This window comes from Pseudomonas izuensis (assembly GCF_009861505.1).
Taxonomy (GTDB): domain Bacteria; phylum Pseudomonadota; class Gammaproteobacteria; order Pseudomonadales; family Pseudomonadaceae; genus Aquipseudomonas; species Aquipseudomonas izuensis.
The window spans coordinates 214,094-238,764 of record NZ_WTFT01000003.1 but is presented as its reverse complement, the minus strand read 5'-3'; the positions used below and the strand labels follow the sequence as shown (position 1 = coordinate 238,764).

Sequence of the window (24,671 nt, the reverse complement as noted above, 5' to 3'; positions counted from 1 at the left end):
ATGTGGGAGCGAGCAGCCTCGCTCCCACAAGGGGTTTATGGTTTGCCGCCGATGTAGAGCCCGATGATGTCATCGATCTCCCCGGACATTTTCATCTGCACCAACGTACGCAGAATCCGTTGCCCCGGCACCTTTGGATCATTGCGCACGTAGCACCCGACGTTTTGCTCCTGTAGCACCGCCACGCCTTGCAGTTGCCGATCCGGCAACAGGCGCTGGTTGAACCAGTCCAGCGTCCATTGATTGCTGACCGCATAGCGATTGCGCCCGGCGTAGAGTTTTTCCAGCACCTGCTCCTGATTGCGGGCATCGTCGCGGTGCAATTGATTGGCGTCGAACAGCGGCTGCAAGGTCGGATAGCTGTAGCCGAGCACCGTGCCGATGGACTGTGGCGGCAGGTTCGCCGCAATTACCGAAGTCTGCAGGGCAGGGCGGCTGACCAGTAAATCAGCTTGAGTGAAGAGCGGGATGCTCCAGAGGTAGTCGCCGGACGGGTTCGGAAGCCAGGACTGCGCAACATAGCAGCGGATATCAACCTCGCCCTGCTCCATGGCACTTTGCACACGCCCTCTGGGCAGTACATGGAATTCCGCCGGTACGCCGATTTGGGTCGCCAGGCTGAGCATCACGTCATACAGGATGCCCTGGGTCGGCCGGCCATTTTCCAGCTGCACCATCGGCATCGCCCAACTGTCGGGCACCACGAAGCGCAACGGCGCTTGCGCGGCGGTGCCGTCCAGGCTGATCAACAGCAGTGCCCCCAAGGCCAGCCGCATAAACGCTCCGCTATCTTTGAATCAAAAAGCCCCCAAACAGCAGCTTAGCCAGATTAGACGAGCGCACCGGATGCAATTTTGGCCTTGCTCCGCTAGCATTAGCCGCTTCTGCTTCCCAGTGGTGATGGTTTTCGATGAGTTATCAGGTTCTTGCACGTAAATGGCGTCCGCGCTCGTTCCGCGAAATGGTCGGCCAGACCCATGTGCTCAAGGCTCTGATCAATGCCTTGGACAGCCAGCGGCTGCACCACGCCTACCTGTTTACCGGTACGCGCGGGGTCGGCAAGACCACCATCGCGCGAATCATCGCCAAATGCCTGAATTGTGAAACAGGTATCACTTCCACGCCCTGTGGCGAGTGTTCGGTATGCCGCGAGATCGATGAAGGCCGATTCGTCGACCTGATCGAAATCGACGCCGCCAGCCGCACCAAGGTCGAGGATACCCGCGAGCTGCTCGACAACGTGCAGTACGCGCCGAGCCGCGGGCGCTTCAAGGTCTACCTGATCGACGAAGTGCACATGCTCTCCAGCCATTCCTTCAATGCGCTGCTAAAAACCCTCGAAGAGCCGCCACCCTACGTAAAATTCATCCTGGCCACCACCGATCCGCAGAAACTTCCTGCAACGATTCTTTCGCGGTGCCTGCAGTTCTCCCTGAAGAACATGACCCCTGAGCGTGTGGTCGAGCATTTGACCCACGTGCTGGGCGTCGAAAACGTGCCGTTCGAAGACGATGCACTGTGGTTGCTGGGCCGCGCTGCCGATGGTTCGATGCGCGATGCCATGAGCCTCACCGACCAGGCGATTGCCTTCGGTGAAGGCAAGGTCATGGCCGCCGACGTGCGGGCGATGCTCGGCACCCTCGATCACGGTCAGGTCTATGACGTGCTGCATGCGCTGATCGAAGGCGATGCCAAGGCGTTGCTCGAAGCCGTCCGTCATCTGGCCGAGCAAGGCCCGGACTGGAATGGCGTGCTCTCGGAAATTCTCAACGTGCTGCACCGTGTTGCCATCGCCCAGGCCTTGCCCGAAGGCGTCGACAACGGTCACGGCGACCGTGACCGGGTGCTGGCGCTGGCCCAGGCCCTGCCGGCCGAAGATGTGCAGTTCTATTACCAGATGGGCCTGATCGGTCGCCGCGATTTGCCGCTGGCGCCGGACCCGCGAGGCGGCTTCGAAATGGTGCTGCTGCGGATGCTCGCCTTCCGGCCCGCCGACACCGCGGATGCCCCGAGGCAATCGCTAAAGCCAGTGGGGATCAGCCAGGCCACAGTTGATTCCGCCAAACCAGTGGCTGCCGCGCCGGTGGTTGCGCCGGTAGTCGCTGCGGCCGTTGCCCCCGTGGTCCCTGCGCCAGTTGTTGCGCCGGCGCCGGTGCCGGCTCCCGCGCCTGAACCGGTTGCCCCTGTGATGTTGCCAGAGCCCGTGGTCGAGGCGGACGTGGTCGAAGAGGTTGTCGACCTGCCGTGGAATGACCCGGTCGAGCCGGCCACTGTCCAGCAACCCGCGGTGGAACCGGTACTGGAAACCGCCAGCGAACAACCCGAATTGCCACCGATGCCGTTGCCGACGCCTGACAGCGTGGTGCCGGACGCTCCGGAGTGGGCCGCTGCGCCAATCCCGGAGCCGTCCGTGGCCGACGTCGATGCCGCCACACCGGGCATGGACCTGGACGACGAGCCGCCGCTGGACGAGGACTACATCGAACCGGACATGGACTCGGCCTACAGCTACCTCGATGATCTGGCGAGCGAACACGCCGCCGAGCCAGCGCCGGAGCCCGAGCCGGAACCCGCCGCCGCGCCGGCCACGGGGTTGGCCCTGCAATGGCTGGAACTGTTCCCGAAATTGCCGATCTCCGGCATGACCGGCAGCATCGCCGCCAACTGCACCTTGATCGCCGTCGATGGCGACAATTGGCTGTTGCACCTGGACCCGGCCCACAGCGCCTTGTTCAACGCCACACAGCAGCGTCGCCTCAACGATGCATTGAACCAATATCATGGGCGTACCCTGACCCTGACCATGGAGCTGATCAAGCCCGAGCAGGAAACCCCGGCCCAGGCTGCGTCCCGCCGTCGTGCCGACCGTCAGCGCGAGGCCGAGGAGTCGATCCACGGCGATCCGTTCATCCAGCAAATGATGCAGCAGTTCGGTGCAGTGATCCGTAACGATACTATTGAACCTGTCGAAGCCCTGGTCAGTCAGGGCTCATAACTGAAGGTGGTCGGCGGCAAGCGCCGGGCGCTGTTTTGATCCAAGTACTTTTGAGGTGATTACCATGATGAAAGGTGGCATGGCCGGCCTGATGAAGCAGGCGCAGCAGATGCAGGAAAAAATGGCCAAGATGCAGGAAGAGCTGGCCAACGCCGAAGTCACCGGTAAGGCCGGTGGCGATATGGTCACCGTGGTGATGACCGGTCGTCATGACGTCAAGAGCGTGAGCATCGACCCAAGCCTGCTCGAAGGCATGAGCGAAGACGACAAGGAAATGCTGGAAGCGGTGGTCGCTGCCGCCGTCAACGACGCCGTGCGCAAGATCGAAGCCAACAGCCAGGAAAAAATGGGCAGCATGACCGCTGGCATGCAACTGCCGCCGGGCATGAAACTGCCATTCTGATTCGCTAAAGCGCGTCGGATGGGCTACATAAAAATGCCAGGCATTGAGCCTGGCATTTTTGTTTCTGCCTGTTGGGCCTGAGGCGTCTGTCCCGACGCCATCGCGGGCAAGCCCGGCTCCCACAGGGATCACCTCAATCCTGTGGGAGCGTGGCTTGCCCGCGATGAAGTCGACTCGGTATGACTGACGAATCATCGAACGCACCACCGCCACAAAGGTCTGCTCCCTATACCCCCGAACTCATCGATCAAAGGAGACGCCGCCATGTCCGACCCCATGACCCTCAACCAACGCATCGTCCTGGCCTCGCGCCCGGTCGGCGCGCCGACGCCGGAGAATTTCCGCCTGGAGCGCGTCCCGCTGCCCGATCTGAGCGATGGCGAGGTGCTGCTCAAGACCCTTTACCTGTCGCTGGACCCCTACATGCGCGGTCGCATGAGTGACGCGCCGTCCTACGCAGCCCCGGTGCAAATCGGCGAGGTGATGACCGGCGGCGCAGTCAGCCGGGTCGAGCGCTCGCTCAATCCAAAATTTCAGGAAGGCGATCTGGTGGTAGGCGCCACGGGGTGGCAAAGCCACAGCATCAACGATGGCCGCAGCATCATGCCTATCCCGTCATCGCTGCCAAGCCCATCGATGGCCCTGGGCGTATTGGGCATGCCGGGCATGACCGCCTACATGGGGTTGATGGACATCGGCCAGCCGAAATCCGGCGAAACCCTGGTGGTTGCCGCTGCATCCGGTGCCGTGGGATCGGTGGTCGGGCAGGTGGCGAAGATCAAGGGGTTGCGTGTGGTTGGCGTAGCAGGTGGCGCGGACAAGTGTCGCTACGTGATTGAAGAGCTGGGTTTTGACGCCTGCATCGACCACAGAAGCCCGGATTTCGCCGATGAACTGGCCCGGGCGTGCCCCAAGGGCATCGACATCTATTACGAAAACGTCGGTGGCAAGGTGTTCGACGCCGTGGTGCCGCTGCTCAATCCCAAGGCGCGGATTCCGCTGTGTGGCCTGATTGCGTCCTACAACGCCAGCGAAGCGCCAAGTGGGCCGGATCGCCTGCCGCAATTGCAGCGCACGCTGCTGACCAAACGCGTGCGGATCCAGGGCTTCATCGTGTTCGACGACTACGGCGACCGTCAGCCGGAATTCGCCAGCGCCATGGCACCGTGGGTGCGTGACGGCAAGGTGAAATTCCGCGAAGACGTGGTCAATGGTCTGGAGAATGCGCCCCAGGCGTTTATCGGTCTGCTGGAAGGACGCAACTTCGGCAAACTGGTGATTAAGGTCGCCCAGGGCTAATTGCCGCTGCAATTTGACGCTAACCAGAGGCGCGGGTATAAACCGCGTCTCGTTGTTTTGTCGGATTTTTCCCCATGAGCTTCAGCCCTTTGATTCGCCAACTGATCGATGCCCTGCGCGTTTTGCCGGGTGTGGGTCAGAAAACCGCCCAGCGCATGGCGTTGCAGTTGCTCGAGCGCGATCGCAGCGGCGGCTCGCGACTGGCCCAGGCCTTGAGCCAGGCCATGGAAGGGGTCGGTCACTGCCGTTTGTGCCGCACCCTGACCGAAGATGACCTCTGCCCGCAATGCGCCGATACCCGACGCGACGATACGCTGCTCTGCGTGGTGGAAGGGCCGATGGATGTCTACGCCGTGGAGCAGACCGGTTACCGCGGTCGCTATTTCGTGCTCAAGGGCCACCTGTCGCCACTCGATGGCCTGGGGCCGGAAGCGATTGGCATTCCACAACTGATGGCACGAATCGAAGAGGCAGGCACGTTCACTGAAGTGATCCTCGCCACCAACCCGACCGTGGAAGGGGAAGCCACGGCGCATTACATCGCCCAATTGCTCAGCAGCAAAGGCCTGATCGCTTCGCGCATCGCCCATGGCGTGCCGCTGGGGGGCGAGCTGGAGTTGGTGGATGGCGGGACGTTGGCGCATTCGTTTGCCGGGCGCAAGCCGATTTCTCTCTAGTCCTGTAGCGTCTTTAAGAACGCCATCGCGAGCAAGCTTTGCTCCTACAGGTTTTGGGTTTGACGCCAATTTCCGGCACAACGCGCAACTGTAGGAGCAAAGCTTGCTCGCGATGCAGGCGCCGCGGTCTCCCTGGTACACACAATCCTGTTGAAAACCAAGCAAGCGCTCGGTTAACGTCGGCGAACCCCTTTTGTGGAGTTCGCCGATGCCTGCCTTTCAGGAATACTTCGACCCCAGCCACCAATTGATCCGCGACAGCGTCAGACGTTTCGTCGAGCGCGAGATTCTTCCGGACATTGACGAGTGGGAAGAAGCCGAAAGCTTTCCCCGTGAGCTCTACCTCAAGGCCGGCGCGGCGGGGATTCTGGGTATCGGCTACCCGGAAGCGCTCGGCGGGAGCCACGAAGGCGATCTGTTCGCCAAGATCGCCGCCAGCGAAGAGTTGATGCGTTGTGGTTCGGGTGGTCTGGTGGCAGGGCTCGGGTCGTTGGACATCGGTCTGCCGCCGATTCTTAAATGGGCCAGGCCTGAAGTCCGTGAGCGGGTCGTGCCGCAGGTGTTGTCGGGCGAAAAAATCAGCGCCCTGGCCGTCACCGAACCCGGCGGCGGTTCCGACGTCGCCAACCTGCAAACCCGCGCCGTGCGTGATGGCGAATTTTACCGGGTCAGCGGCAGCAAAACCTTCATCACCAGTGGCGTGCGCGCGGACTACTATACGGTCGCGGTACGCACCGGTGAGCCGGGTTTCGCGGATGTCAGCCTGTTGTTGATCGAGAAGGGCACCCCCGGTTTCACCGTCGGGCGGCAACTGAAGAAAATGGGTTGGTGGGCGTCCGATACCGCTGAACTGTTCTTCGATGACTGCCGGGTGCCTGTAGGCAATCTGATTGGCGGCGAGAACATGGGCTTCGCCTGCATCATGGGCAACTTCCAGAGCGAACGCCTGGCATTGGCCCTGATGGCCAATATGACAGCGCAGCTCGCCCTGGAGGAAAGCCTGAAATGGGCGCGAGCGCGTGAAGCGTTCGGCAAACCCATCGGCAAGTTCCAGGTGATCAAGCACCGCCTCGCCGAAATGGCCACCGAACTGGAAGTCTCAAGGGAATTCACCTACCGGCAGGCGGCGAAAATGGCCGCGGGCCAGAGTGTGATCAAGGAAATTTCCATGGCCAAGAATTTTGCCACCGACACGGCGGACAGGATTACCACGGATGCCGTGCAGATACTGGGTGGCTTGGGTTACATGAGGGACAGCCTGGTAGAGCGGCTGTACCGCGATAACCGGATTCTGTCGATCGGAGGCGGGACGCGGGAAGTGATGAACGAGATCATCAGCAAGCAGATGGGGCTTTGAGTTCTGTGGTGTAGCTGCTGACGCTATCGCTGGCAAGCCAGCTCCCACAGTGTTCTCTGCTGTGCACAAAATTTGTGCACGCCGCAGATCCTGTGGGAGCTGGCTTGCCAGCGAAGGCGTCAGTACAGACGCTACTTACATATCGGTCAGCGCAAACTGCGTCAGGCAAAACGTCGGAATGCCCATGTCTTCCAGCCGCTGCGATCCGCCCAATTCCGGCAAGTCGATGATCGCCGCCGCTTCATGAACCCGGGCGCCCATGCGTCGAATCAGGTTCGCCGCGGCAATCAGGGTACCGCCCGTGGCGATCAGGTCATCGAACATCACCACCGAATCGCCTTCGCACAGGCTGTCGGCGTGTACTTCGAGGAAAGCTTCGCCGTACTCGGTCGCATAGCCTTCGGCCAGGACATCGGCCGGCAGCTTGCCTTGCTTGCGAAACAGCACCAGCGGTTTATTCAATTGATAAGCCAGCACCGAACCGATCAGGAAGCCACGGGCATCCATGGCGCCGATGTGGGTGAAGTCGGCTTCGACATAACGATGGGCGAAGCTGTCCATCACCAGGCGCAGGGCCGTGGGCGACTGGAACAACGGAGTGATGTCGCGAAAAATCACGCCCGGCTTGGGAAAGTCGATCACGGGGCGGATGAGGGATTTGATGTCGAAGGAGTCGAAGACCATCGTCGGGGTGTCCTGGCAGGGCTGCAAACGACGCATTATAACGGCGGCTGAACCGTTTCGCTCAGCCGCAATCGCTTGAATCAGCCTTCGATGGAACCGCCGGCCAGCGCACACAGCTGGATCGGGTCAAGGATGCGGATTTCCTTGCCTTCGGCGGCAATCAGTTCGTTCTGCTGGAAGCGCGTGAACACCCGCGACACGGTTTCCACCGCCAGACCCAGGTAGTTGCCGATTTCGTTGCGCGACATGCTCAGGCGGAATTGATTGGCCGAGAAACCCCGGGCGCGGAAACGTGCCGACAGGTTAACCAGGAAAGTGGCGATGCGCTCGTCGGCCGTTTTTTTCGACAGCAACAACATCATCTGTTGATCGTCACGAATCTCACGGCTCATCACCCGCATCAACTGACGGCGCAGCTGCGGCAATTGCAGGGCCAGTTCGTCGAGGCGTTCGAAGGGGATTTCACACACCGACGTGGTTTCCAGCGCTTGTGCCGACACCGGATGTTTTTCGGTGTCCATGCCCGACAACCCGACCAGTTCGCTTGGCAGATGGAAACCGGTGAGCTGTTCTTCGCCGGCATCGCTCAGGTTGAAGGTCTTGAGTGCGCCGGAGCGTACCGCGTAAACGGAGTCGAACGTGTCACCCTGACGGAACAGAAACTCTCCCTTTTTCAGCGGGCGGCCACGTTTGACGATGTCGTCCAGCGCGTCCATGTCTTCCAGATTCAGCGAAAGCGGCAAACACAGCGGGGCCAGGCTGCAATCCTTGCAATGGGCCTGGTTATGAGTGCGCAGTTTTACTGGCTCGGACATTTCTTCAATCCTTGTGGGAAAACACACATAAGATGTAAGGGTAACCCACTGGAGGACGTTGAGACCAGCGCATGGCGGATTTGTCGCACCGTTAGATCACCCGTGAAAACCGTTGGTGGCTGTGTTGTTCCAGGTACGCATCGAACACCATGCACACCGAGCGCACCAGCAAGCGCCCGGCCGGCAGCACGCTGATTCTTTCGCGCTCCAGCTCAATCAGGCCGTCCTTGGCCATGCGTTGCAATTGCGGCCAAAGTTCGCCGAAATAGCCTTGAAAATCGATGTTGAAGGCGTGTTCGATCTGGGCGAATTCCAGGCTGAAATTGCAGATCAATTGCTGAATGACCGCACGCCGGATTCGGTCATCGCCGTTGCACGACAAGCCGCGACGGGTGGCCAATTGTGCAGAGGCCAAGCTGTTCTGATACTCGTTCAAGTCACTGCTGTTCTGGCAATACAAGTCGCCGATCTGGCTGATCGCCGATACGCCCAACCCGATCAGATCGCAATGCCCGTGGGTGGTGTAACCCTGAAAGTTGCGTTGCAGGGTCGATTCCTCCTGGGCAATCGCCAGCTCATCGTCGGGCAGGGCGAAGTGATCCATGCCGATGTAGCGGTAACCGGCGGCGGTCAGTTGCTCGATGGTGCGTTGCAGCATTTCCAGTTTCTGCGCCGGTGTTGGCAATTCATCACCGTCGATCCGCCGTTGCGGCATGAAGCGTTCTGGCAGGTGCGCGTAGTTGAATACCGAGAGCCGGTCCGGTTGCAGGCGGATGACCTCTTCGACGGTGCGGGCGAAGTTGTCCGGGGTTTGTCTCGGCAAGCCGTAGATCAGGTCGATGTTGATCGAACGGAATTGCAGGGTGCGGGCGGCGTCGATCACCGCGCGGGTTTCCTCCAGGCTTTGCAGGCGATTGACCGCGCGTTGTACGGCGGGGTCGAGATCCTGCAGGCCGATGCTGACCCGATTGAACCCCAGCTCGCGCAACAGGCCCATGGTCGACCAATCGGCTTCACGGGGGTCGATTTCGATACCGTAATCGCCGGAATCGTCGTCCAACAAATTGAAATGCTTGCGCAGGTGCGCCATCAGCTGACGCAACTCGTCGTGGCTGAGAAAGGTCGGTGTGCCGCCGCCGAAGTGCAGTTGCTCGACCTTTTGCGCGGGGTCGAGGTGACAGGCGATCAGCTGGATTTCGTGTTCCAGGCGTTGCAGGTAGGGCAGGGCGCGGCCGCGATCCTTGGTGATGACTTTGTTGCAGGCGCAGTAGTAGCAAATGTTCGCGCAGAACGGCACGTGCACATACAGCGACAACGGGCGCAGGGCCTTGCGGCTCTCGCGCAGGGCGTGAAACAGATCGAAGGTGCCGACCTGCCCATTGAATTGCACGGCGGTCGGGTAGGAGGTGTAGCGCGGTCCCGCCAGGTCATAACGGCGGATCAGATCGGTATCCCAACGAATGGCGTCGAGCATCATGCGGGCATCCCCCGGATTGGGCTGGCGGTGCTGGCCAGTCTAGGGGGGGTGACATTTGGGGATCTTGATTTGCATCAAGGGTCGGTATTTGTGTTGTTTGTGCGGGCCTCTTCGCGAGCAGGCTCGCTCCCACAGGGGGAGCGCATTCCAAATGTGTGCGAGCCTGCTCGCGAAGAAGACACCGCCGATCTAATGCCCCATGAGCCAATGCTGGTGCGGTCCCGGCAAGGTCCAGATACCGAACACCATCACCAGCAACCCACCGGTCATGCGCACGCTGCGCTTGCGCAACAGCGCCGTCACCCGCTCCGCTGCCAGCCCGGTGGCAAGCAGGACCGGCCAGGTGCCGATGCCGAATGCCAGCATCAGCAGTGCGCTGTCCAGCGCATTGCCCTGGCTGGCCGACCATAACAGCGTGCTGTAAACCAGGCCGCAGGGTAGCCAGCCCCAAAGCGAGCCCAGCAATAGTGCGCGGGGGATACTCGACACCGGCAGCAGTTTGTTGGCCACTGGCTGGATATGCCGCCATAGGCCGCGACCCAGGCTTTCGATACGCGTCAGGCCACTCCACCAACCTGCCAGGTACAGGCCCATGGCGATCAATAGCAATCCGGCGAGCACGCGCATGAACAGCGCCGCCGGGCTATTGGCCACCGCCCAGCCAGCGAGACCGATCAGCAGGCCGGCGGCGGCATAGCTGAGGATTCGCCCGAGGTTGTAGGCCAGCAGCAGGCGAAAGCGACGACTGCGTTGTTCCTTGGGAATCGCCAAGGTCAGCGCGCCCATCAAGCCGCCGCACATGCCCAGGCAGTGCCCGCCACCGAGCAGGCCGAGAATCACCGCAGACACCAGCAATGGCGCCAATTCAAGCATGGGGCGGGGCCTTGTCGTCGGGTTTGGCCGGATGGCCGCTGGCCTCGTCGACGGCCGCGGTGTGGTTCGGGTCCTGATCGTCGAACAGGATGCTATGGGCCGGGCCGTCCAGATCGTCGTACTGACCGCTGTCGACCGCCCAGAAGAAGATGTAGATAGCGATGGCCACGATCAGCAGCGCGGCCGGGATCATCACATAGAGAGCTGGCATCTGGACTCCATGCCCGCGCGGCTCACGCCGGCAACGGGCGGGTTTCTGGCGTGGTGGCGGCAACCGGCGCGCCGGGCAGGCGGGTCAGGCGCAGGGCATTGAGCACCACGGTCAACGAACTGATGGACATGCCGACCGCGGCCCACACCGGCGTGATCCAGCCGAGGGCGGCGAACGGCAACATGAGGCCATTGTACAGCGCCGCCCACAGCAGGTTCTCGATGATTACCCGACGGGTGCGCCGAGCCAGGCTGAAGGCTTGTACCAGCGCGTCGAGGCGATTGGACAGCAGCACCGCGTCGGCGCTGGTTTTTGCCAGATCGGTGGCCGAGCCCATGGCCACGCTGATGTCGGCGGCGGCCAGCACCGGTACATCGTTGACGCCGTCCCCCAGCATCAGCACCTTGCGCCCTTGTTGATGCAGCTGCTGCAGAACCTGCAACTTGTCGTCTGGGCGCAATCCTCCCCGAGCCTCGTCGATACCGAGTTCGGCAGCGACACTGGCAACCATCGGCGAGCTGTCGCCGGACAGCAGCAAGGTGCGCCAGCCGCGGGCCTTGCAGGCCGCCAGCAGGGCCGGGGCATCGTCACGCAAGCGGTCGTCGAGCACGAACCAGGCCAGTGGTCTCTGTTGATCGCCAAGCAGCAGCCATTGTCCGGCTTCATCCGGCATCGAGGGGACGGCGGCACCGCTCAGTTCGCAGACAAAACCGGGCTGGCCGATACGCAGACGCTGCTCGCCAACCCGTCCTTCAAGGCCCAGGCCCGGAAAACTGTGCACCTCTTCGGCGGCCAGTGGTGCGCGACCGAAGGCACGGGCAATCGGATGTTCGGAGCGGTTTTCCAAAGCGGCGGCCAGGCTCAGGCACTGATCGCGGTCGAGGGCGCCGAGGGGGCGGATCGAGCGCAGCGCCAGGCGCCCTTCGGTCAGTGTGCCGGTTTTGTCGAAAATCACCGTATCGATCTGGTTCAGGCCTTCGAGCACATGGCCGCGGGTCAGCAGCAAGCCGAGTTTGTGCAGGGTGCCGGTGGCCGCCGTGAGGGCGGTCGGCGTTGCCAGGGAGAGGGCGCAGGGGCAGGTCGCAACCAGCATCGCCAGCACAATCCAGAACGCTCGCGATGAATCCAGTTCCCACCACAGCAGGCCAATACAGGCGGACGCGATCAGCGTCAGCAACAGGAACCATTGCGCGGCGCGGTCGGCGATTTCCGCCAGCCGTGGTTTTTCGGCCTGAGCGCGATCCAGCAGGCGGACGATGGCGGAGAGCCGAGTGTCCTGGCCGAGCGCTTGGACTTGCACGGTCAAGGCGCCTTCGACATTCAGGGTGCCGGCGGTGACGGCGTCGCCAGGTGTACGGGGTTGCGGCAGGTATTCGCCGGTCAGCAGCGATTCGTCGATGCTCGACTGACCGTCGAGAATCCTGCCATCGGCCGGAAGGATCGCGCCCGGATGCACCAGCACCTGGTCACCCACCTGCAGTTCGGTCAGCAGGATACGCTCGCTCTGGCCGTCGGTGCCCAGGCGCAGGCACGAGGCCGGCAACAGGTTGACAAGCTGTGCGGTGGCGGCAGCCGTGCGTTCCCGGGCGCGGCGTTCGAGATAGCGCCCGGCCAGCAGGAACAGCGCAAACATGCCGACCGCATCGAAATACAGTTCGCCAACGCCGGTGATCGACGTCCAGATCCCGGCGATGTAGGCGCTGCCAATGGCCAGCGACACCGAGACGTCCATGGTCAGGTGGCGGGTGCGCAGGTCGCGCATGGCGCCCTTGAAGAACGGTGCACAGCTGTAGAACACGATCGGGGTGGTGAGAAACAGCGCCACCCAGCGCAAGATGGCGTGCAGTTCAGGGCTGAGGTCGATGTTGAATTCCGGCCAGGTGGCCATGGTCGCCATCATTGCCTGGAACCACAGCAGGCCGGCGACGCCGAGCTGGCGCAGGGCCAGACGGTTCTCGCTGGCCAGTTGTTCACTGGCGCGGTCGGCTTGATAAGGGTGAGCGGCGTAGCCGATGTGGCGCAGCTCTGCGAGCACCTGACTGAGCGGCAGTTGCGCGTCGGCCCAGCGCACATGCAGTCGATGGTTCGACAGGTTCAGGCGGGCCTCGGCCACAGCGGGCAAGGCGCGCAAGTGTTTCTCGATCAACCAGCCGCAGGCGGCACAACTGATGCCTTCCATCAACAGCGTGGTTTCGGCCAGCTCGCCTTCATGGCGGACGAAAGGTTGCTGCACGTCGGCGCGGTCATACAGTGCCAGTTCATCCACCAATTGCACCGGCAGCGCCTCGGGGTTGGCCGACGCTTCGCTGCGATGTTGGTAATAGCTTTCCAGTCCCCCGGCGACAATCGCTTCGGCCACGGCCTGGCAACCCGGGCAGCAGAACTCGCGGGTTTGCCCCAGGACCGCCGCGGTGAAACGGCTGCCGGCGGGGACGGGCAGGGCGCAGTGGTAGCAGGAGAGCGAAATGGTCATGGGTAATCTATGGCGTCTGGATGGGCCTCATCGCTGGCAAGCCAGCTCCTACAAGAGTACGTGCGTTCCTGTAGGAGCTGGCTTGCCAGCGAAGCGCGACGTTTATTTCTTCAGGTCTTCCGCCCCCTGCAACGGCTCATCACCGAGCAGCAGGTCCTTGTCATGGCTGACCAGTTCTTCTTCGAACATGCGCCATATGTGGTCGTCCTGGCTACCCAGCAATTCGATAAAGCGACGGCCTTCGATCTTGTCGCTCAACTGGCCGATGTAGCGCCCCTGTTCGGTTTCGCTACGGGTCAGGACGATCTTGCGGTCCTTTTCCGGTTGAGTCGGCGAGATCAGGTTTAGTTCAAGGGTCTTTGGCTGGCTGTTGCCACTCAGGCGCAGGTCGACTTCACCGGTGACGTCATCCAGGTGAACGCTGGCGCGCATCAGCAGGGTCTGTGCCAGCAGTTCACGATCCAGGGAACGGTTGATGCCTTTGCCTGCCTCGTAGTAGTTGTCATTGACCAGGTTGTCCGGGTGGTTCACCGCAATGGTCACCATGGACAAGGTCAGGGTCACCGAGCAGGCCAGAATCCCGATGATGATCCATGGCCAGAGGTGCTTGTACCAGGGACTTGCGGCGTTTGCTGCGGGCATGATCACTTCTCTCAACGATTTTGTGGGCCGATGAATCGGCTCTTGGCTTCAACGTGAATGCTGGCGTCATCGGCATCCTTGAGGATGAATTTCACCTCGTTGGTGCTCGATGGCAGGTGTTCCGGAGCCACGGACAGTTCGGCCGGCTGGCTGACGATATCGCCGGCCACAACCTTGATCTCGCGCCGGCCTTGCAGCTTGAGATCCGGCAGGCCGGTGGCTTCAAGTACATAGGTGTGGTCGCGCTGATCCTTGTTCATGATCTTCAGGCTGTAGACGTTTTCGATCCGCCCTTCGGCGTTTTCGCGGTACAGCACGCGGTCCTTGCTGACGTCGAAACCCACCAGCGAGCGCATGAAGAAGGCGGTCACCAACAGGCTGATCATGGCCAGCAGCACCACGGCATAGCCGATCAGGCGCGGGCGCAGTTTATGGGTTTTCTGCCCGGACAGGTTGTGCTCGGTGGTGTAGCTGATCAGACCGCGCGGATACTCCATCTTGTCCATGATCGCGTCGCAGGCATCGATGCAGGCGGCGCAGCCGATGCATTCGATTTGCAGGCCGTCACGGATGTCGATGCCGGTCGGGCAGACCTGGACGCACATGGTGCAGTCGATGCAGTCACCCAGGCCCTGGGCCTTGTAGTCGATACCTTTTTTACGCGGGCCACGGCCTTCGCCACGGCGTGGGTCGTAGGACACGATCAGGGTGTCCTTGTCGAACATTACGCTCTGGAAACGCGCATACGGGCACATGTAGATGCACACCTGTTCGCGCAGCCAGCCGGCGTTGCCGTAGGTGGCGAGGGTGAAGAAGCCGACCCAGAAATATGACCAGCCATCGGCCTCGCCGGTGAAGAAATCGATGGTCAATTCACGGATCGGCGAGAAGTAGCCGACGAAGGTCATGCCGGTCACGAAGCCGATCAACAGCCACATGGCGTGCTTGCTGAACTTGCGCAGGAATTTGTTGGCGCTCATCGGCGCCTTGTCGAGCTTGATGCGCTGGTTGCGGTCGCCTTCGGTGACCTTTTCACACCACATGAAAATCCAGGTCCAGACGCTTTGCGGGCAGGTATAGCCGCACCACACCCGGCCTGCGTACACCGTGATGAAGAACAGACCGAACGCGGCGATGATCAGCATGCCGGACAGGAGGATGAAATCCTGGGGCCAGAAGGTTGCGCCGAAGATGAAGAATTTACGCTCCGGCAGGTTCCACCAGACGGCCTGGTGACCGCCCCAGTTCAGCCAGACCGTACCGAAATAAAGCAGGAACAACACGGCACCACCCGCCATGCGCAGATTGCGAAACAGGCCGGTGAAGGCGCGGGTGTAGATCTTTTCCCGGGAGGCATAGAGGTCGACGCTGTTGTTCGCGTTTTTGGCGGGCGGGGTAACGTCGTGTACCGGAATCTGGTTGCTCATCGGTTGCATCCCACGGCAGTGGAAAAATGCCTCGGTCAGTACGTGCCGACCGGGGTCAAAAAGGGGTGTTGCAGTGGCTCAATGATACGCCTGTCGCTCTAGCTCAAGGGTGCGACCTTTGGTCACGTTGGTGGAAATCAACTGACCGTGTAATGACCTGTATCAATTGACTTGTGAATTATGGCCGGTTTTACGAAGGTCAGGACTCAATCAGCCCATGGGTTGATCAACTGAACTCCGCTGGATTGAAAGTCGCCGACGTTGCGGGTGACGACAGTCAGACCATGAACCAAAGCAGTCGCTGCAATCAAGGCATCTGCTTCGTTGGTGCGATCCGGAACGTGCAAACTTGCACACCGAAGGGCCACGGCGGTATCGATCGGCAGGATCCGGGCATCGAAAGCCGGTATGACGTGGCGTTTAAGCCAGGTGCGCAATACTTTTCCCTGTGCGGGATCGCGGCGCTCCATGCGCAGGACCCCTGTCTCCAGTTCTTTCAGGGTAATGGCTGAGATAAACATACGGGGAGCGATGATGCTTTTGGCCCAGGTGACGACGTTCCTGTCAGCCTGGGGTTTGCGCAGTTCGGAAATTACGTTGGTGTCGAGTAGATACATCAGGACAAATCCACGGGGCGATGAGTGATCACGGCGCGTTCGGTTTCGAACTCGATGTCTGTCGCTTCTGGCATTACCAGCAGGTCGACGATGTCGGCGTTGATGCCGGTCAGTTTTTGGTAATCCTCAATGCTTAGCAGTACATGGGCCGGTTTGCCTCGGTCGGTAATGAAAACCGGCCCCTGGCGCGTGGCTTTTTTGGCACCACTTGTGTCCTGGTTGAATTCGCGGCTGGAAATGGTGGTGATGGCCATCATCAGTGACCTCCTGTACGTTCTTTTGTAGCAACGTTACTACCTGCTTTGAGGGCCTGCAACATTCGAAGGTGAGTACTCGATCACCGGTCTTTGTTTGAGGATTGCTGTTCATTCAAGAAAATTTTGAGATGGGAGTGGACTGCAAACATGAGAACGCAGCGGCTTGCCGCTGCGTTTGGTCGAAGTGGCCTAAGGCAGGCGACCTTTCCCCAGGCTGTCCAGCCCACCGGAGGTGCGCTTTTTATCCGTAGCGGGATCGGGAGCGGCAAACGAGGCGCGTCGCGTCGAGTTTTCCGCGGCTTCACCGGCTTTCAATGGTGCGTCATCGGTATCTCCTGGCCGGATATCCGCGGCTGGAGCGACCTCAGCAGTCGCTTCGGGTACACCGGCATTGCAAACATGGGGATCGATGTTGTTTTGCTCAGACATTTGATGAGTTCCTTGTTTATCGATAAGTGACTTCCGTGTCCCTGAGTGATCTGCCTGCAGAACCTGCCGGTTGGTCATCAGGTGGGTCAACATTACTGTTGACCGGACTGTCGAACCATCGAACTTTGGTTTCAGTTTATTAACCAGGTGTATATCTGGCCCCAAACAAAACGGCCCCGCCAATTCACATTGGCGGGGCCGTTTTTTGTTGCTTCAAGTGTTTACCTTACTGGGCGTTTTCCGCCACAGCCTTCTCACCGTGAGACAAGCTGTAAACATAAGCGGCCAGCAGGTGAACCTTGTCGTTGCCCTGCATTTGCTCTTGCGCGGGCATCTGGCCCTGACGGCCGTAACGGATGGTCTGCTGCAGTTGAGCGAAGCTCGAACCGTAGATGAACGCAGCCGGGTGAGTCAGGTTAGGTGCGCCCATCGCCGGGGTGCCTTTGCCTTCCGGACCGTGGCAAGCCACGCAGTTGGCGGCGAACAGTTTCTGCCCGGCAACCGGGTCGGCCTTGGCGCCTTCCGGTAGCTTGCGGCCATCGAGGTTGGTCAGTACGAACGCGGCAACGTCCGCAACGCCTTGCTCGCCGATCACTTCAGCCCACGCCGGCATGACCGCGTGACGGCCGCCCATGATGGTGGTCTTGATGGTTTCCGGCTCGCCGCCCCAGCGCCAGTCGGCGTCGGTCAGGTTAGGGAAGCCATAGGCGCCTTTGGCGTCGGAACCGTGGCAGACCGAGCAGTTGGAGGCGAACAGGCGGCCGCCCATCTTCAGGGCTTGCGGGTCTTTCGCGACTTCTTCGATCGGCATGGAAGCGAACTTGGCGAAGATCGGGCCGAACTTGGCGTCCGACCGAGCCATTTCCTTTTCCCACTCGTGAACGCCGGTCCAGCCGGTCTGGCCGTTGGCGAACGCGGTCTGCTTTTCGTTATCCAGGTAGTTGTAACCCGGCAGCAGGCCTTTCCAGTTGCCCAGGCCCGGGTACAGCACCAGGTAGCCCAGGGCGAAAATGATGGTGCCCACGAACAGCATGAACCACCATTTCGGCAGCGGGTTGTCGTACTCCTCGATCCCGTCGAAGGAGTGCCCAACCGTCTCTTCGGTGGCCTCGGTGCGCTGGCCCTTGCGGGTCGACAGCAGCAGCCAGGTCAGGGAAAAGATCGTACCGAGACTGAGGACTGTGACGTACAGACTCCAGAATGTAGTCATTCTTTGTTACTCCTAGAAGCTTGCTCGACGTGCTTGATGGCTTCGGGATCATCCGCGAAAGGCAGCAAGGTCGCGTCTTCAAACTCCGACTTGCGCTTGGGGCTGAATACCCACAACGCCAGACCGATGAAGGCCACCATCACAACGACAGTGCCCAGGCCACGAATCATCCCGATATCCATCTAGATCACCGTTTGCTTTTGATGATGGTGCCCAGGCCTTGCAGATAGGCCACCAGCGCGTCCATTTCGGTTTTGCCCTTCACAGCATCCTTGGCGCCGGCGATGTCTTCGTCGGTGTAAGGGACGCCGAGCGTGCGCAAGACTTCCATTTTCTTCGCGGTGTCTTTGCCGTCGAGCTTGTTTTCCACGAGGAACGGGTAGGCCGGCATTTTCGACTCGGGCACGACGTTGCGCGGGTTGTACAAGTGCGCACGCTGCCAGTCATCGGAGTAACGACCGCCGACACGGGCCAGGTCCGGACCGGTACGCTTGGAGCCCCACAGGAAAGGGTGGTCCCAGACGCTTTCACCGGCAACCGAGTAGTGACCGTAACGTTCGGTTTCAGCACGGAACGGGCGGATCATCTGCGAGTGGCAGCCGACACAACCGTTGGCGATGTAGATGTCGCGGCCTTCCAGTTCAAGGGCGGTGCGAGGCTTCATGCCTTCGACCGGCTTGTTGGTGACGTCCTGGAAAAACAGCGGAACGATCTGGGTCAGGCCGCCGACGCTGACGGCGATAACCATGAAGAAGGCCAGCAGGCCAATATTCTTCTCGACTGCTTCATGCTTCATCAGTGAGCTCCAACTACAACGATCTGTTCGGCGGCTTCAGCTTCTGCCGGGTTCGAGGCGCGTACGGTGCGGAATACGTTGTAGGCCATGAACAGCATGCCGGTGGCAAAGAACGCACCACCCAGGGCGCGAACGATGAAACCAGGATGGCTGGCTTGCAGCGCTTCGACGAACGAGTAGGTGAGGGTGCCGTCATCGTTGATTGCACGCCACATCAGGCCTTGGGTAATGCCGTTGACCCACATCGAAGCGATGTACAGAACGGTACCGATGGTTGCCAGCCAGAAGTGCGTGTTGATCAGGCCGATGCTGTGCATCTGCGCGCGACCGAACAGTTTCGGGATCATGTGGTAGATCGCGCCGATCGAGATCATCGCTACCCAGCCCAGGGCACCGGCGTGTACGTGGCCGATGGTCCAGTCGGTGTAGTGCGAGAGCGAGTTGACGGTCTTGATCGCCATCATCGGGCCTTCGAAGGTCGACATGCCGTAGAACGCCAGCGACACCACCAGGAAGCGCAGGATCGGGTCGGTGCGCAGCTTATGCCAGGCACCCGACAGGGTCATCATGCCGTTGATCATGCCGCCCCAGCTCGGGGCCAGCAGGATGATCGACATCGCCATGCCCAGGGACTGGGCCCAGTCCGGCAGCGCGGTGTAGTGCAGGTGGTGCGGACCGGCCCAGATGTACAGGGTGATCAGCGCCCAGAAGTGCACGATGGACAGGCGATAGGAGTAGATAGGACGCTCGGCCTGTTTCGGCACGAAGTAGTACATCATCCCCAGGAAACCGGTGGTCAGGAAGAAGCCTACGGCGTTGTGGCCGTACCACCACTGGATCATCGCGTCGGTCGCACCCGAGTAGGCCGAGTAGGACTTGAAGAAGCTGACCGGCAGGGACGCGTGGTTGACGATGTGCAGCATGGCAGTCACGACGATGAAGGCGCCGTAGAACCAGTTGCCCACATAGATGTGCTTGGTCTTGCGCTTGGTGATGGTGCCGAAGAACACCAGACCGTAGGTGACCCAGACAATGGCCAGCAGAATAGCCAGGGGCCATTCCAGCTCAGCGTATTCCTTGGTGGTGGTGTAACCCAGCGGCAAGGTAACGATGGCGCCGACGATCACCGCTTGCCAACCCCAGAAGGTGAAGGCCGCGAGACTGTCGGAAATCAGTCGCGTTTGGCAGGTTCGCTGCACGACGTAATAGGAAGTGGCAAACAGTGCACATCCACCGAAGGCGAAAATCACCAGGTTTGTGTGCAACGGGCGCAGGCGTCCAAAGCTCGTCCAGGGCAGACCGAAGTTCAATTCCGGCCAGACCAGTTGAGAGGCGATGAAGACACCGAGCCCCATGCCAAGGATCCCCCAGACCACCGTCATGATGGCGAACTGGCGGACTACCTTATAGTTATAAGCAGTCGGACTGATTGCTGTGCTCATTCTAAGGTTCCACGGTTTGGGTGTTTTATTAGGATTAAAAATCGGCCGCAAGTATGTAGAAAGCGGGGGGTCATTGCAACGCGCCATGACCTGGGTCAATGCTTTCAAATGCTGATTCTGCGGCCTTTCCATGCGCCGCGTAGGGACAAAATTGGCCACCGGAAAAACGTCCCGGAAGACTGATCAGGCAAAGGGGTCAGGTCGGATGTAACGGGGTGTGTTCAAAAGCAACGATTGGGTGACCGAAGGCAATTGGCGCGACAGCCGGTATCTACCAGCCTTTGCGGCCTGTCATCGGGCAGATTCGTCGAACACGTCCTTCAGGGTCGACCTGGAACCGGCACCGGCCAGTCCGCTTCGGGGAAAGCGTAGACCCGAATCAGAGGATTCGAAAGGCGGACTATTCGAGGGTGCGACAATGAGTCGCAAAGGAGAAGGGAACTGCCGCATTCAGGAGAATGCGGCAATAGAGCGGTCAGCGATTACTGGCTTTTGCCTTCGGCCTGCAACCGTTCGGTATTCAATCCGTGGGACAGGCTGTACACATACGCGGCCAGCAGTTGCACCTTATCGTTACCCAGCAGCTCGCTCTGTGCCGGCATGTGCCCCTGACGACCATGGCGAATGGTCTGTTGCAGCTGGGCCAGGCTCGAACCGTAGATGAACGCGGTCGGGTGTGTCAGATTCGGCGCCCCCATGGCTTCGGTGCCCTGGCCGTTTGCCCCGTGACAGGCTGTACAGGTGGTACTGAACACTTGCTGCCCGGCTTGCAGGTCGGCGGTGTCATCGGCCGGCAGCGGCAGGCCAGCCAGCCCATGACGCACATAAGCCGCCACGTTTTTCACGCCGGCCTCGCCAAGGATTTCACCCCAGGCCGGCATCGCCGCCATGCGCCCGCCCATGATGGTGGTCTTGATGGTTTGTGCGTCGCCGCCCCAGCGCCAGTCACTGTCGGTCAGATTGGGGAAACCGAACGCACCCTTGGCATCCGAGCCGTGGCACACCGAGCAGTTGGAGGCGAACAAACGACCACCCATTTTCAGCGCTTGTGGGTCCTTGGCCACTTCTTCCAGCGGCATGGCGGCGAATTTGGCGAAGATCGGTCCGAACTTCGCGTCAGCCTTGTCCATCTCCTTTTCCCATTCGTGCACGCCGGTCCAGCCGTTGTCGTAGCCGGGCAGGATACCTTTCCAGTTGCCCAGGCCCGGATAGAGGATCAGGTAGCCGACGGCAAACACCAGAGTGCCGGCGAACAACATGAACCACCATTGCGGCAACGGGTTGTCGTACTCCTCGATGCCATCGAAGCTGTGGCCCATGGTCTGGTCCACGCTGCCCTTGGTTTCTCCCCGACGGGTGCCGATCAGCAACCAGGTCAGGCCGATCAGGCTGCCGATGGTCAGTACGCAGATCCACGTACTCCAGAAGGTGGTCATGGCCGGGTACTCCTTGTGGCAGGTTCTTGGCTGTTATCGGGTTGTGGCTCATCGGCGAACGGCAACAGGCGCGCCTCGGCGAATTCCGGGCTGCGCTTGGCGTTGAACACCCACAGGGTCAGGCCGACGAAGGCGACGAACACCACGACCGTGCCCAGGCCGCGGATCATTCCAGTTGTAAGTTCAAAGACCATGGTTCACCTCTTGCTCTTGATGGCAGTGCCGAGCACTTGCAGATAAGCAACCAGTGCGTCCATTTCAGACTTGCCCTTGAGTGACTCGACACTTCCGGCGATGTCGTCGTCGGTGTACGGCACGCCCAGGGTGCGCATGGCCTTGAGCTTGGTTTCGGTGTGGCTGCTGTCGAGTTGATTGGCTACCAACCATGGATAGGCAGGCATCTTCGATTCCGGCACCACGTTGCGCGGGTTGTACAAATGCGCACGGTGCCAGTCATCCGAGTAACGCGCGCCGACCCTGGCCAGGTCCGGACCGGTACGTTTCGAACCCCACAGGAACGGGTGATCCCAGACACTTTCACCGGCAACCGAGTAGTGGCCATAGCGTTCGGTCTCGGCGCGAAACGGGCGGATCATCTGCGAGTGGCAACCGACGCAGCCTTCGCGGATATAGATGTCGCGCCCTTCGAGCTGCAGTGCGGTGTAGGGCTTCATGCCGTCTACCGGTTTATTGGTCACGTCCTGGAAGAACAACGGGACGATCTGAGTCAGGCCGCCGATGCTCACGGCGAACACCATCAATAGCATCAGCAGGCCGACGTTTTTCTCAATTGTTTCGTGTTTCATGGCGGACTCCTCAAGCCATCTGCGCGGCAGCGGCGACGGCGGCAGGCTGCGAGGCCCGCACGGTGCGCCAGGTGTTGTAGGCCATCAGCAGCATGCCGCTGAGGAAGATCGCCCCGCCCACCAGTCGCACAACGAAGCCCGGGTGGCTGGCCACCAGGGTTTCGACGAAGGAGTAGGTCAGCGTGCCGTCCTCGTTCACCGCGCGCCACATCAGGCCCTGGGCGATGCCGTTGACCCACATCGAGGCGATGTACAACACGGTGCCGATGGTGGCGAGCCAGAAGTGCGCGTTGATCAGGCCGATGCTGTGCATCTGTTCGCGTCCGAAGACTTTCGGGATCATGTGATACAGCGCACCGATGGAAATCATCGCCACCCAGCCGAGCGCACCGGCGTGTACGTGGCCGATGGTCCAGTCGGTGTAGTGGGAGAGGGCGTTGACCGTCTTGATCGCCATCATCGGCCCTTCGAAGGTCGACATGCCGTAGAACGCCAGGGAGACCACGAGGAAGCGCAGGATCGGGTCGCTGCGCAACTTATGCCAGGCGCCAGACAGGGTCATCATGCCGTTGATCATGCCGCCCCAGCTCGGCGCCAGCAGGATCAGCGACATCACCATGCCCAGCGACTGCGCCCAGTCCGGCAGCGCGGTGTAGTGAAGGTGGTGGGGGCCGGCCCAGATGTACAGGGTGATCAGCGCCCAGAAGTGCACGATGGACAGGCGATAGGAATACACCGGGCGTTCTGCCTGTTTCGGCACGAAGTAATACATCATGCCGAGGAAGCCGGCGGTGAGGAAAAAGCCCACGGCGTTGTGGCCGTACCACCATTGCACCATCGCATCGGTGGCACCGGAATACAGCGAGTAGGACTTGGTGAAACTCACCGGCAACTCAAGGTTGTTGACGATGTGCAGGATGGCGACGGTGATGATGAACCCGCCGAAGAACCAATTGCCCACATAGATGTGCTTGGTCTTGCGCTTCATCACCGTGCCAAAGAACACGATGGCGTAGGCGACCCAGACGATGGTGATCAGGATGTCGATCGGCCATTCCAGCTCGGCGTACTCCTTGGAACTGGTGTAACCCAAGGGCAGGCTGATAGCCGCCAGCAGGATCACCAACTGCCAGCCCCAGAAGCAGAACGCGGCGATTTTCGGCGCAAACAATTGTGTCTGGCAGGTGCGCTGAACCGAGTACAACGAACTGGCGAACAGGGCGCAGCCGCCGAAGGCGAAGATCACCGCGTTGGTGTGCAGCGGGCGCAAACGGCCGAAACTGGTCCACGGCAAATTGAAGTTGAGTTCGGGCCAGACCAACTGGGCGGCGAGAAAAACCCCGAGCCCCATGCCGACGATGCCCCACACCACCGTCATAATGGCGAATTGGCGGACCACCTTGTAGTTGTAGGCGGTACTGATAGAAGTGTTCATGGTTCCCCATCCACGGTTCAGCCGAATCGGGCGCGTGCAAGGCAACGTCCCCTTCGCCTGGAGTTATAGGCAGACTAAAAGCGAGGCAAGCATGGACAAACAGCACAAGGCCGGTATTGACGGGGATCAATGGGCGCAGTGCGTGCAGCAACATGGATGGTTGTGGAATGCCGCGGCCGCGCCGGCATCGGCCACGCTGATCCTCGCCCACGGTGCCGGCGCGCCGATGGACAGCGACTGGATGAACGACATGGCCGCACGCCTGGCGGCGCTTGGCATCAATGTGCTGCGCTTCGAGTTTGCGTACATGGCGCAACGGCGTGTCGATGGCGGCAAGCGTCCACCCAATCCGGCGCCGAAGCTGATGGAGTGTTGGCGTGAGGTGTATGCCCAGGTGCGACGCCATGTCGCCGGGCCACTGGCCATTGGCGGCAAGTCCATGGGCGGGCGGATGGCCAGTCTGCTCGCGGATGAGCTGGGCGCGGATGCGCTGGTGTGCCTGGGCTATCCGTTTTATGCCGTGGGCAAACCGGAGAAGCCGCGGGTCGAGCATTTGGCCGGGTTGAAGACGCGGACGTTGATCGTGCAAGGGGAGCGGGATGCGTTGGGCAATCGTGAGGCGGTCGAGGGGTACGATCTGTCATCAAGTATCGAAGTTTTCTGGCTCGTAGCGGGGGATCATGATTTGAAGCCGCTGAAGGCGTCGGGGTTTAGCCATGAGCAGCATTTGGCGGCTGCGGCGGGGAAGGTGGCAGCATTTCTTCAGTGAGGTTTGCGGTGTCAGTGAGGCCCCCATCGCGGGCAAGCCTTGCTCCCACAGGTGATCGGTGCCCGCATGAACAACACATGACCTGTGGGAGCAAGGCTTGCCCGCGATGAGGCCCTAACAGGCAACATCACTTCCAGAGTG

26 protein-coding genes are annotated in these 24,671 nt (G+C 60.8%); 6 read left to right on the top strand and 20 right to left on the bottom strand.

Annotation, left to right across the window (positions count from 1 at the left end; genetic code table 11):
- Positions 1-35: 35 nt before the first annotated feature.
- Positions 36-776 (bottom strand): substrate-binding periplasmic protein, encoded by a 741-nt coding sequence (locus GPL81_RS02825; protein ID WP_160105107.1) that lies wholly within the window; start codon positions 774-776, stop codon positions 36-38.
- Between the two features lie 134 nt (positions 777-910).
- Here GPL81_RS02825 and dnaX point away from each other — a divergent pair, with 134 nt between their 5' ends.
- The 5 genes from dnaX to GPL81_RS02800 all read left to right on the top strand — a co-directional run bounded on the left by dnaX (position 911) and on the right by GPL81_RS02800 (position 6,731).
- A complete protein-coding gene (dnaX, locus tag GPL81_RS02820) occupies positions 911-2,995 on the top strand; it encodes a DNA polymerase III subunit gamma/tau (protein ID WP_160105106.1) in 2,085 nt (694 codons plus the stop codon).
- Between the two features lie 64 nt (positions 2,996-3,059).
- Positions 3,060-3,398, top strand: coding sequence for a YbaB/EbfC family nucleoid-associated protein (locus tag GPL81_RS02815; protein ID WP_096512700.1), 339 nt, complete (start codon positions 3,060-3,062; stop codon positions 3,396-3,398).
- Positions 3,399-3,662: 264 nt separating this feature from the next.
- Complete coding sequence (locus GPL81_RS02810) at positions 3,663-4,697, top strand: NADP-dependent oxidoreductase (RefSeq protein WP_160105105.1); 1,035 nt, start codon at positions 3,663-3,665, stop codon at positions 4,695-4,697.
- 74 nt (positions 4,698-4,771) lie between these two features.
- Entirely contained in the window at positions 4,772-5,374 is a 603-nt protein-coding gene (gene recR / locus GPL81_RS02805; protein WP_160105104.1) for a recombination mediator RecR, read from the top strand.
- Positions 5,375-5,582: 208 nt separating this feature from the next.
- Positions 5,583-6,731 carry an acyl-CoA dehydrogenase family protein gene (locus GPL81_RS02800; protein ID WP_160105103.1) on the top strand — a complete coding sequence of 383 codons (1,149 nt, stop codon included), beginning with the start codon at positions 5,583-5,585 and terminating at the stop codon, positions 6,729-6,731.
- Between the two features lie 135 nt (positions 6,732-6,866).
- Here the strand turns inward: GPL81_RS02800 and GPL81_RS02795 are convergent, their stop codons facing one another.
- The 19 genes from GPL81_RS02795 to ccoN (GPL81_RS02705) form a co-directional block, all read right to left on the bottom strand.
- The gene (locus GPL81_RS02795; protein ID WP_096512696.1) at positions 6,867-7,415 is read right to left on the bottom strand and encodes an adenine phosphoribosyltransferase; all 549 of its coding nucleotides are present in this window, start codon (positions 7,413-7,415) and stop codon (positions 6,867-6,869) included.
- A gap of 80 nt (positions 7,416-7,495) precedes the next feature.
- Complete coding sequence (fnr, locus tag GPL81_RS02790) at positions 7,496-8,230, bottom strand: fumarate/nitrate reduction transcriptional regulator Fnr (protein ID WP_096512695.1); 735 nt, start codon at positions 8,228-8,230, stop codon at positions 7,496-7,498.
- Between the two features lie 91 nt (positions 8,231-8,321).
- Positions 8,322-9,704, bottom strand: coding sequence for an oxygen-independent coproporphyrinogen III oxidase (gene hemN, locus GPL81_RS02785; RefSeq protein WP_160105158.1), 1,383 nt, complete (start codon positions 9,702-9,704; stop codon positions 8,322-8,324).
- A gap of 192 nt (positions 9,705-9,896) precedes the next feature.
- A complete protein-coding gene (locus GPL81_RS02780; protein WP_160105102.1) occupies positions 9,897-10,580 on the bottom strand; it encodes a sulfite exporter TauE/SafE family protein in 684 nt (227 codons plus the stop codon).
- Entirely contained in the window at positions 10,573-10,791 is a 219-nt protein-coding gene (ccoS, locus tag GPL81_RS02775; protein ID WP_059404569.1) for a cbb3-type cytochrome oxidase assembly protein CcoS, read from the bottom strand. Before ccoS ends, GPL81_RS02780 begins: the two co-directional genes overlap by 8 nt.
- Before the next feature lie 22 nt (positions 10,792-10,813).
- The gene (locus tag GPL81_RS02770; RefSeq protein ID WP_160105101.1) at positions 10,814-13,264 is read right to left on the bottom strand and encodes a heavy metal translocating P-type ATPase; all 2,451 of its coding nucleotides are present in this window, start codon (positions 13,262-13,264) and stop codon (positions 10,814-10,816) included.
- A 102-nt stretch (positions 13,265-13,366) separates the two neighbouring features.
- Positions 13,367-13,906 carry a FixH family protein gene (locus GPL81_RS02765; protein ID WP_160105100.1) on the bottom strand — a complete coding sequence of 180 codons (540 nt, stop codon included), beginning with the start codon at positions 13,904-13,906 and terminating at the stop codon, positions 13,367-13,369.
- An 11-nt stretch (positions 13,907-13,917) separates the two neighbouring features.
- Complete coding sequence (gene ccoG, locus GPL81_RS02760) at positions 13,918-15,333, bottom strand: cytochrome c oxidase accessory protein CcoG (RefSeq protein WP_160105099.1); 1,416 nt, start codon at positions 15,331-15,333, stop codon at positions 13,918-13,920.
- 206 nt (positions 15,334-15,539) lie between these two features.
- Complete coding sequence (locus GPL81_RS02755) at positions 15,540-15,950, bottom strand: type II toxin-antitoxin system VapC family toxin (protein ID WP_160105098.1); 411 nt, start codon at positions 15,948-15,950, stop codon at positions 15,540-15,542.
- A complete protein-coding gene (locus tag GPL81_RS02750; protein WP_178122560.1) occupies positions 15,950-16,204 on the bottom strand; it encodes a type II toxin-antitoxin system Phd/YefM family antitoxin in 255 nt (84 codons plus the stop codon). Before GPL81_RS02750 ends, GPL81_RS02755 begins: the two co-directional genes overlap by 1 nt.
- A gap of 192 nt (positions 16,205-16,396) precedes the next feature.
- Entirely contained in the window at positions 16,397-16,729 is a 333-nt protein-coding gene (locus GPL81_RS02745) for a hypothetical protein (protein WP_160105096.1), read from the bottom strand.
- A 133-nt stretch (positions 16,730-16,862) separates the two neighbouring features.
- Positions 16,863-17,846 (bottom strand): cytochrome-c oxidase, cbb3-type subunit III, encoded by a 984-nt coding sequence (gene ccoP / locus GPL81_RS02740; protein ID WP_096512689.1) that lies wholly within the window; start codon positions 17,844-17,846, stop codon positions 16,863-16,865.
- Positions 17,843-18,028: a CcoQ/FixQ family Cbb3-type cytochrome c oxidase assembly chaperone gene (locus tag GPL81_RS02735; protein ID WP_003175465.1), complete on the bottom strand. Its 186-nt coding sequence runs from the start codon at positions 18,026-18,028 to the stop codon at positions 17,843-17,845. Before GPL81_RS02735 ends, ccoP (GPL81_RS02740) begins: the two co-directional genes overlap by 4 nt.
- 5 nt (positions 18,029-18,033) lie before the next feature.
- Positions 18,034-18,642, bottom strand: coding sequence for a cytochrome-c oxidase, cbb3-type subunit II (gene ccoO, locus GPL81_RS02730; RefSeq protein ID WP_010456412.1), 609 nt, complete (start codon positions 18,640-18,642; stop codon positions 18,034-18,036).
- Positions 18,642-20,084, bottom strand: coding sequence for a cytochrome-c oxidase, cbb3-type subunit I (gene ccoN, locus GPL81_RS02725; protein WP_096512688.1), 1,443 nt, complete (start codon positions 20,082-20,084; stop codon positions 18,642-18,644). Before ccoN (GPL81_RS02725) ends, ccoO (GPL81_RS02730) begins: the two co-directional genes overlap by 1 nt.
- A gap of 482 nt (positions 20,085-20,566) precedes the next feature.
- Entirely contained in the window at positions 20,567-21,520 is a 954-nt protein-coding gene (ccoP, locus tag GPL81_RS02720; RefSeq protein WP_160105095.1) for a cytochrome-c oxidase, cbb3-type subunit III, read from the bottom strand.
- The gene (locus GPL81_RS02715) at positions 21,517-21,714 is read right to left on the bottom strand and encodes a cbb3-type cytochrome oxidase subunit 3 (protein ID WP_160105094.1); all 198 of its coding nucleotides are present in this window, start codon (positions 21,712-21,714) and stop codon (positions 21,517-21,519) included. The genes ccoP (GPL81_RS02720) and GPL81_RS02715 overlap by 4 nt, the downstream gene beginning before the upstream one ends.
- Before the next feature lie 3 nt (positions 21,715-21,717).
- Positions 21,718-22,326, bottom strand: a complete 609-nt coding sequence (gene ccoO, locus GPL81_RS02710; protein ID WP_160105093.1) for a cytochrome-c oxidase, cbb3-type subunit II — start codon at positions 22,324-22,326, stop codon at positions 21,718-21,720.
- 10 nt (positions 22,327-22,336) lie between these two features.
- The gene (gene ccoN / locus GPL81_RS02705) at positions 22,337-23,761 is read right to left on the bottom strand and encodes a cytochrome-c oxidase, cbb3-type subunit I (protein WP_160105092.1); all 1,425 of its coding nucleotides are present in this window, start codon (positions 23,759-23,761) and stop codon (positions 22,337-22,339) included.
- A gap of 91 nt (positions 23,762-23,852) precedes the next feature.
- Between ccoN (GPL81_RS02705) and GPL81_RS02700 the strand changes: the two genes are divergently transcribed.
- Complete coding sequence (locus GPL81_RS02700; RefSeq protein ID WP_160105091.1) at positions 23,853-24,530, top strand: alpha/beta family hydrolase; 678 nt, start codon at positions 23,853-23,855, stop codon at positions 24,528-24,530.
- Positions 24,531-24,671: the final 141 nt, after the last annotated feature.

Excerpts from the sequence above, each read along its gene's own strand:
- GPL81_RS02825 (WP_160105107.1), bottom strand. The coding sequence starts at position 776 with ATGCGGCTGGCCTTGGGGGCACTGCTGTTGATCAGCCTGGACGGCACC.
- dnaX (WP_160105106.1), top strand. The coding sequence starts at position 911 with ATGAGTTATCAGGTTCTTGCACGTAAATGGCGTCCGCGCTCGTTCCGC.
- GPL81_RS02815 (WP_096512700.1), top strand. The coding sequence starts at position 3,060 with ATGATGAAAGGTGGCATGGCCGGCCTGATGAAGCAGGCGCAGCAGATG.
- GPL81_RS02810 (WP_160105105.1), top strand. The coding sequence starts at position 3,663 with ATGTCCGACCCCATGACCCTCAACCAACGCATCGTCCTGGCCTCGCGC.
- recR (WP_160105104.1), top strand. The coding sequence starts at position 4,772 with ATGAGCTTCAGCCCTTTGATTCGCCAACTGATCGATGCCCTGCGCGTT.
- GPL81_RS02800 (WP_160105103.1), top strand. The coding sequence starts at position 5,583 with ATGCCTGCCTTTCAGGAATACTTCGACCCCAGCCACCAATTGATCCGC.
- GPL81_RS02795 (WP_096512696.1), bottom strand. The coding sequence starts at position 7,415 with ATGGTCTTCGACTCCTTCGACATCAAATCCCTCATCCGCCCCGTGATC.
- fnr (WP_096512695.1), bottom strand. The coding sequence starts at position 8,230 with ATGTCCGAGCCAGTAAAACTGCGCACTCATAACCAGGCCCATTGCAAG.
- hemN (WP_160105158.1), bottom strand. The coding sequence starts at position 9,704 with ATGCTCGACGCCATTCGTTGGGATACCGATCTGATCCGCCGTTATGAC.
- GPL81_RS02780 (WP_160105102.1), bottom strand. The coding sequence starts at position 10,580 with ATGCTTGAATTGGCGCCATTGCTGGTGTCTGCGGTGATTCTCGGCCTG.
- ccoS (WP_059404569.1), bottom strand. The coding sequence starts at position 10,791 with ATGCCAGCTCTCTATGTGATGATCCCGGCCGCGCTGCTGATCGTGGCC.
- GPL81_RS02770 (WP_160105101.1), bottom strand. The coding sequence starts at position 13,264 with ATGACCATTTCGCTCTCCTGCTACCACTGCGCCCTGCCCGTCCCCGCC.
- GPL81_RS02765 (WP_160105100.1), bottom strand. The coding sequence starts at position 13,906 with ATGCCCGCAGCAAACGCCGCAAGTCCCTGGTACAAGCACCTCTGGCCA.
- ccoG (WP_160105099.1), bottom strand. The coding sequence starts at position 15,333 with ATGAGCAACCAGATTCCGGTACACGACGTTACCCCGCCCGCCAAAAAC.
- GPL81_RS02755 (WP_160105098.1), bottom strand. The coding sequence starts at position 15,950 with ATGTATCTACTCGACACCAACGTAATTTCCGAACTGCGCAAACCCCAG.
- GPL81_RS02750 (WP_178122560.1), bottom strand. The coding sequence starts at position 16,204 with ATGGCCATCACCACCATTTCCAGCCGCGAATTCAACCAGGACACAAGT.
- GPL81_RS02745 (WP_160105096.1), bottom strand. The coding sequence starts at position 16,729 with ATGTTGACCCACCTGATGACCAACCGGCAGGTTCTGCAGGCAGATCAC.
- ccoP (WP_096512689.1), bottom strand. The coding sequence starts at position 17,846 with ATGACTACATTCTGGAGTCTGTACGTCACAGTCCTCAGTCTCGGTACG.
- GPL81_RS02735 (WP_003175465.1), bottom strand. The coding sequence starts at position 18,028 with ATGGATATCGGGATGATTCGTGGCCTGGGCACTGTCGTTGTGATGGTG.
- ccoO (WP_010456412.1), bottom strand. The coding sequence starts at position 18,642 with ATGAAGCATGAAGCAGTCGAGAAGAATATTGGCCTGCTGGCCTTCTTC.
- ccoN (WP_096512688.1), bottom strand. The coding sequence starts at position 20,084 with ATGAGCACAGCAATCAGTCCGACTGCTTATAACTATAAGGTAGTCCGC.
- ccoP (WP_160105095.1), bottom strand. The coding sequence starts at position 21,520 with ATGACCACCTTCTGGAGTACGTGGATCTGCGTACTGACCATCGGCAGC.
- GPL81_RS02715 (WP_160105094.1), bottom strand. The coding sequence starts at position 21,714 with ATGGTCTTTGAACTTACAACTGGAATGATCCGCGGCCTGGGCACGGTC.
- ccoO (WP_160105093.1), bottom strand. The coding sequence starts at position 22,326 with ATGAAACACGAAACAATTGAGAAAAACGTCGGCCTGCTGATGCTATTG.
- ccoN (WP_160105092.1), bottom strand. The coding sequence starts at position 23,761 with ATGAACACTTCTATCAGTACCGCCTACAACTACAAGGTGGTCCGCCAA.
- GPL81_RS02700 (WP_160105091.1), top strand. The coding sequence starts at position 23,853 with ATGGACAAACAGCACAAGGCCGGTATTGACGGGGATCAATGGGCGCAG.